This is a genomic window from Faecousia intestinalis (genome assembly GCF_040096185.1).
In the GTDB taxonomy this organism is placed as follows: domain Bacteria; phylum Bacillota; class Clostridia; order Oscillospirales; family Oscillospiraceae; genus JAZOXB01.
Window position 1 is genome coordinate 1 of record NZ_JBBMFF010000177.1, and the last position, 5538, is coordinate 5538.

7 protein-coding genes are annotated in these 5538 nt (G+C 64.3%); all 7 read left to right on the forward strand.

Going from position 1 to position 5538, the window contains the following annotated elements; genetic code table 11:
• The first annotated feature begins 290 nt into the window (after positions 1-290).
• The 7 genes from WMO66_RS05230 (at position 291) to WMO66_RS05260 (ending at position 5059) form a co-directional block, all read left to right on the forward strand.
• Positions 291-1112: a TrmH family RNA methyltransferase gene (locus WMO66_RS05230; RefSeq protein ID WP_349135334.1), complete on the forward strand. Its 822-nt coding sequence runs from the start codon at positions 291-293 to the stop codon at positions 1110-1112.
• Positions 1113-1136: 24 nt separating this feature from the next.
• A complete protein-coding gene (locus WMO66_RS05235) occupies positions 1137-1490 on the forward strand; it encodes a cyclic-di-AMP receptor (RefSeq protein WP_349135335.1) in 354 nt (117 codons plus the stop codon).
• Between the two features lie 38 nt (positions 1491-1528).
• Positions 1529-2353: an RluA family pseudouridine synthase gene (locus WMO66_RS05240; RefSeq protein WP_349135336.1), complete on the forward strand. Its 825-nt coding sequence runs from the start codon at positions 1529-1531 to the stop codon at positions 2351-2353.
• Between the two features lie 242 nt (positions 2354-2595).
• Positions 2596-3594: a phosphate acetyltransferase gene (gene pta, locus WMO66_RS05245; protein ID WP_349135337.1), complete on the forward strand. Its 999-nt coding sequence runs from the start codon at positions 2596-2598 to the stop codon at positions 3592-3594.
• A 117-nt stretch (positions 3595-3711) separates the two neighbouring features.
• Entirely contained in the window at positions 3712-4512 is an 801-nt protein-coding gene (locus WMO66_RS05250) for a M15 family metallopeptidase (protein WP_349135338.1), read from the forward strand.
• Positions 4513-4526: 14 nt separating this feature from the next.
• On the forward strand, positions 4527-4805 hold the full coding sequence (locus tag WMO66_RS05255) for a Dabb family protein (RefSeq protein WP_349135339.1): 279 nt from the start codon (positions 4527-4529) through the stop codon (positions 4803-4805).
• Positions 4802-5059 (forward strand): GIY-YIG nuclease family protein, encoded by a 258-nt coding sequence (locus tag WMO66_RS05260; protein ID WP_349135340.1) that lies wholly within the window; start codon positions 4802-4804, stop codon positions 5057-5059. Before WMO66_RS05255 ends, WMO66_RS05260 begins: the two co-directional genes overlap by 4 nt.
• The last annotated feature ends 479 nt before the right edge of the window (positions 5060-5538 follow it).

Sequence of the window (5538 nt, forward strand, 5' to 3'; positions counted from 1 at the left end):
CGAGATTGCACCCCAAGGGCACTTCCTCGCGCTTCGCGCTCAGGGCGCCACGTCGCTTCGCTCCTCGCAATGACAAAAGGTGCTTGCCATTTTAACGGCGGCCAGTACGGGCTGTAGGTGCGCCGCCGGGCCCGGCTGTCCGCTCCCCTACAACGCTCGCCCGGCGGCCTAGTGATAACGTTCCGCTTTCTGTTTTCCGTTTTCCATTTGCTCCGCGCCCTGTCCGCTTCTTGCATCGCTGCGCGCAATGTGCTATAATATGGTATCCCAAAAATGGAGAGAATACCGGCATGCCGAATCTGATCGAGATCACCGAATTTTCCGCCCCGGAGCTGGATGTCTACGCCCGCCTGTCCGAGGTGCAGCTCCGCAGCCGGCAGGACCCGTCGCAGGCCCTGTTCATCGCGGAGAGCCCCCTCGTCATCGGGCGCGCGCTCGACGCGGGCTGTGTGCCCGTGTCCGCCCTGATGGACGGCAGCCACGTTTCCGCCGCCGCACGGGAAATTCTGGCCCGGCTCGGTGCGGACGTGCCCGTTTTCACGGCGGAGGACGCCGTGCTCACGCAGCTGACGGGCTTCCATCTCACGCGCGGCATGCTGTGCGCCATGCGCCGCCCGGCTCTGCCGGAGGCCGCGGCCCTGTGCCGGGATGCCCGGCGGGTCGTCGTGCTCGAAAATGTGATGAACCCGACGAACCTCGGCGCGATCTTCCGCTCCGCCGCCGCGCTCAATATGGACGCCGTCCTGCTGACGGAGGCCGGGAGCGATCCCCTCTACCGCCGCGCCGTCCGCGTGAGCATGGGAACGGTGTTCCAGATCCCGTGGACGTATCTCCCGGACGGCTGGCCGGAGCCCTCGATGGGCTGGCTGCGTGCGCAGGGCTTCCGCACGGTGGCCATGGCGCTGCGCGACGATTCCGTTCCCTTGAATGACCCGCGCCTGCTGGCGGAGGAGCGCCTTGCCATCGTCCTCGGCACGGAGGGCGACGGCCTTGCGCAGGCAACAATCGACGCCTGCGATTACACGGTCCGCATCCCCATGTCCCATGGGGTGGATTCTTTGAATGTGGCTGCGGCAAGCGCAGTCGCGTTTTACCAGCTTGGGCTGCAATAGCCCCGCATCGAAAAGGAGGTTTCCATGATGCAACAGTATGATAAGATGATCCTGGCCATCCTGCAGGGCGACGACTATCACGACGCCGTCCATTCGCTCAACGAGCACGGCTTTTATGCCACGGTGCTCAACTCAAGCGGCGGTTTCCTGAAAAAGCGCAGCGTCACGCTGATGATCGGGTTGGAGAGCGCCCGCCTGGACGAGGCGCTGGCCATCCTGAAGAAGCACGGCGAGCGCACGGAAATGCGCTATGAAGCGCCGGTGCTCTCGCCGAACATGCCGCCGATCCCGCTTTCCACCGCGCCGCTGGAGATCCCGACGCGCTGCGGCGGCGTTGTGCTGTTCGTGCTGGACGTCGCGCAGAGCGCGCGCTACTGAGCGTGGAGCTTCGCTGCACGGCGGACCGGGAGACGCGCTTGCTGTCGATCCTGCGGCGGGAGCTGCAGCTTTCGTCCACGCTCGTGCGGCGGCTGAAATACTGCGGCGCCTACACCGTCAACGGCGAGCCTGCCCATACGGACCGGCCCGTCCGCCCCGGAGATGTCGTGCGCGTGTGCCTCGACGAGCCGCGGCCGGACTACCCCGCGGAGGACGGGCCGCTTTCCATCCTCTATGAGGATGAGGCCCTGCTCGCGGTCGACAAGCCGCAGGGGATGCTCGTGCATCCGTCGTTTTCCCGCCAGACCGGCACGCTGGCCAACCGCCTGCTCGGCTATTATGACAGGACCGGGCAGGCCTGCGCCGTCCACCCGGTCAGCAGGCTCGACCGCGACACGTTCGGCGTGGTGCTGCTGGCAAAGAACGCCCACGCCCACGCGCTGCTCATTGCAGCGGAGAAGCACAAGACCTATCATGCCGCCGTGCGCGGCGTGCCGCAGCCGCCGGAGGGCATGATCGACGTGCCCATCGCGCGTCTGTCGCCGGAGAGCCTGCTGCGCTGCGTGCGCGCAGACGGTCAGCCTGCCCGCTCGGCCTACCGGACCCTGCGGACGGAGCACGGCGTTTCCCTGCTGGAGCTGCAGCCGCTAACCGGCCGGACGCACCAGCTGCGCGTGCACTGCGCGTGGCTTGGCTGCCCGATCCTCGGCGACCCGCAGTACGGCGGGGCGGAGTCCGGCGGGCCGGGACAGCAGCTTTGCGCCGTTTCCATCCGCTTCTTCCACCCGTTTTTGAAAAAATGGCTGGAAATCCGGTCGAAACAGGACGTTTCGCTTGATTTTCCGGGCGGCATGGTTGTATAATAAGGGACGAACAGACTGCCGAAAAACCTGCTCAGCCGAAAGTTTCGGAGGGAAGAAAAGAGGGAAAGGAAACCGTCAGGGTGTCCTTTCGCATTCGATAACCCGCCGCAGCGGCAAAATTGCAAAATAAAAATACAAATAATAATTTTGCAGTTTTGAAATCAGCTTGGCGGGAAAGCCCAAAGGGTTTTTCGACAAGCTGAAAAACGGGCGCTGGCCCGATCATACTGGAGGAACGATTCATGTTTGACCGTTTGATTGAAATTCTCAAGGCGAATCCCCGTAAGATCGTCTTTACCGAAGGGCCGGATGCCCGTATCCTCGAGGCTGCCGACCGCCTGAAGAAGGACGGCTTCCTTACCCCGATCCTCATCGGCGCGCCCGAAGAGGTCAAAGCAGCAGCTGTCAAGGGCGGCTTCGACATCGAGGGCCTGGAGATCATCGACCCCGCGACCTATCCCGGCATGGACGAGATGGTCGAGAAGATGGTCGTCCTGCGCAAGGGCAAGATGACTGCAGAGCAGTGCCGCGAGGCGCTGTCCAAGGGCAACTATTTCGGCACGATGCTCGTGAAGATGGGCTATGCGGACGCTCTGCTGGGCGGCGCGACCTATTCCACGGCTGACACCGTCCGTCCCGCCCTGCAGCTCGTCAAGACGAAGCCGGGCGCGCATCTGGTGTCCTCCTGCTTCATCCTCGTCCGCGGCGAAGAGAAGCTGGCCATGGGCGACTGCGCCATCAACATCTCCTATGAAGACACGCTCGACAAGGAAGGCAACGTTGTTGTCTCCGCTGCCGACAAGCTCGCCGAGGTCGCCGTCGAGACCGCGCGCTGCGCGCAGACGTTCGGCATCGACCCGAAGGTTGCCATGCTGAGCTTCTCCACGAAGGGCTCCGGCAAGGGCGGCACGGTTCAGCTGTCCCGCGATGCCACGGCAAAGGCCAAGGAGCTTGCGCCGGATCTTGCCATTGACGGCGAGATGCAGTTTGACGCGGCCGTTTCCCCGGTCGTCGGCCAGCTGAAGTTCCCCGGCTCCAAGGTCGCGGGCTATGCCAATACCTTCATCTTCCCGTGCATCGAGGCCGGCAACATCGGCTATAAGATCGCCCAGCGTCTCGGCGGCTATGAGGCCTACGGCCCCATCCTGCTCGGCCTGAACGCCCCGATCAACGACCTCTCCCGCGGCTGCAACGCCGACGAGGTCTACAAGATGGCCATCATCACGGCTGCCCTTGTGTAATCCGACTGATCCTTCTTCCGGGCGGGGCATCCCGCCCGGAATTTTTCCGCACCGCCGATTTTGCTGCAAATTCGATGCGGGAATTCGCTAGAATGAACACGAAAGGCGGTTGATCTCATGAATCATACACCACAGAGAACACGAAGGAGAACCACAAAAAGGAAGCAGCAGCGTCGCAAACCACTGCGGGGCCGCTTTGTGCTCCTCGGCGCGGCGGTCCTGCTGGTGCTGCTCCTGCTGCGCTGCGGGGCGGACGAGCCGCAGCCGGGGTCCGCAGCGGCGGACGAAACGGCGGCGGAGGCAACGGCGGAAACGCAGCCCGTCCCTGCGACGCAGGCGGCCGATCCGCCCTCAAAGGACGATCCGCTCCTGCTGCTCGTGAGCCGCGCGCAGCCGCTGGCGGGGGATTATGCGCCGGAGCTGACGCAGCTGCACGACTGGCCCTATTCCATTGCTGCGATCGCCTATGAGCCGCTCAGGCAGATGCTGGCCGCCGGGCGGGCCGAGGGGCTTTCGTTCACGGTCGCCTCGGCCTACCGCTCCACGGACAGCCAGAGGCAGCTGTTTGACGAGGACGTCGAAGCCCGCGTCAGCGAGGGCATGACGGAGGACGAGGCCCGGGAGGAGACGGCCCGCTGGACGATGCCGCCCGGCTGCAGCGAGCACGAGACCGGCCTTGCCGTCGACATCGTTGCGACGGACAACCAGCGCCTCGACGACACGCAGGAGCAGACGCCGGAGACGATCTGGCTGCATGAAAACTGCTGGCGCTTCGGCTTCATCCTTCGCTATCCCGCGGGGAAGGAGGACGTGACCGGCATCGACTATGAGTCGTGGCACTATCGCTACGTCGGCATCGAGGCCGCGCGCTACCTCACGGAGCAGCAGCTGACCTTGGATGAATTTTGGGCTTCCTGAAGGGAGAAACAGACATGATCCGACATATCGTATTCTGGAAATTCCGCCCGGATGCCGATCCGGAGCCGTTCCTGCAGGCGCTCTCTGCACTGCCGGAGCAGATCGACTGGATCCGCGGCATGCATGTGGCGCGCAGCGCAGCCCCGAACGCCGCGTGGGACGCCGCGCTCGAGGTGGACTTTGACACGCTGGAGGACGTGGCGCGCTATCGCGACGACCCGCGCCACAAGAAGGTCTCCGCCCTGTGCAGGTCCATCCGCACCGACCGCGTCAGCATCGATATCCCGCTGTGAGCGGGTGGTGGGTCTACATCCTGCGCTGCGATGACGGCACGCTCTACACCGGCATGACCGATGACCCGGAGCGCCGCCTCGCCGCGCACCGCAGCGGGCACGGTGCAAAGTATACGCGCGGCCGCGGCCCGCTGGAGCTGGTCTACAGCGAGGCCTGTGGGACCCGCGGGGACGCCCTGCGCCGCGAGGCGGCCATCAAGCGCCTGCCGCGCGCGAAAAAGCTGCGGCTGGTCGAAAAGAAAGAAGTCCTGTGACGGGAAATGTAACAGGACTTTTTCGTTTTCGACTGTAGGGGAGCGGACAGCCGGGCCCGGCGGCGCACCGGCGCAAGAAACAGGCTGTCAGCAAAACGAGGAACGCCAAAGGTTTGTCACTGCGAGGAGCGAAGCGACGTGGCAATCTCGGGAAGGCACTGCCGATTTGGAAAGGCTATCGTTAAAATGGCACGCGCCAATTGCGTCTGTAGCGGCGGTCAGTGACCGCCTTGCAGGCTGCAGGTTTCGTGACACGATCGCCGACCGCACACGCCAATGTAGCGGCGTTCCCTGAGCGCCCAGTAGGGGAGCATTCAACCGCGCAAGTGCTCTGGTGCACCGCTGCACCCGCCTGACGTGTCATTCCGAGGAGCGAAGCGACGTGGGAATCTCGCAGTACCCGGCTGGATGACAGGAGAGCCGCGGCGAAATCGTAACTGCCTGCACGAGATTGCCACGGCCCCTTCGGGGGCTCGGAA